The organism is Vibrio sp. YT-19(2023) (assembly GCF_033337395.1).
The window spans coordinates 1-694 of sequence record NZ_JAWOQN010000510.1; the positions used below are offsets into that span (position 1 = coordinate 1).

At 46.3% G+C, this 694-nt stretch carries 2 protein-coding genes; both read right to left on the reverse strand.

Annotated features, from left to right (window positions below; all coding sequences use genetic code 11):
- Nucleotides 1-47 precede the first annotated feature (47 nt).
- The gene (locus tag R7E78_RS26810) at nucleotides 48-302 is read right to left on the reverse strand and encodes a hypothetical protein (RefSeq protein ID WP_011106259.1); all 255 of its coding nucleotides are present in this window, start codon (nucleotides 300-302) and stop codon (nucleotides 48-50) included.
- 185 nt (nucleotides 303-487) lie between these two features.
- A partial coding sequence (locus R7E78_RS26815) for a TolC family protein (RefSeq protein ID WP_318058697.1) occupies nucleotides 488-694 on the reverse strand: 207 nt, incomplete at its 5' end.

The following is a 694-nucleotide window of genomic DNA, read 5'->3' on the forward strand; positions in this document are numbered from 1 at the left end:
CTTAAGTGTTAGGTGGGTTGAGCTAAATGGTCTTAAAGGTAAGGTTTTTACCTAAGCTTTTGATGAACGCGGTAGCCAACAACGTAGCCAATGTAGAATAACGCAGCGAGCGTAATGAATGCTGTGACGTAGGCAAAAATGCTATTCAGCCCTAGCCCGAAAGCCAGTGTAAATGCGATGCCGTTCACTGCTTCTGCAGGCATCATGTACCAATCAGCATGAACGGAAGATCCGAAGAGGAGAAATGTGCAAAGTAAAACGATCGTGCCGCCGAGCAAGCCGACCCATCTGCTGTTGTTCATGTTGTAATCTCAGGGGTTACCGAAGTAACGTAACAAAATATTTCAGAGCCGGCATTATACAACCGAGAGAGGGTATAGGTGGTAGAAATATTTGCCTCACAAACTAAGAGGCCATCTAAGTGGCCTCTTTTTAACCGATTTAACGGCATCCGTTATGACGCAAAGGTGTGAGGCTTGTAAGAAACCTAACCTTTGGCATTCGTTTCGGGTTGTGCTTCTGGTTGTAGCGTCCAATCACCACCAAGTGATTTGTAGAGCGCAATCGTAGCTTGTGCGGTTTGTAACTTTGCCGCGACTTGCTGATCTTGCATCATGCGTTGCTGACGTTGCGCATCTAAAACCGATAAGTGATCAATCAAGCCAGCTCGGTACAGTGACTTGGCTTTGTTGAC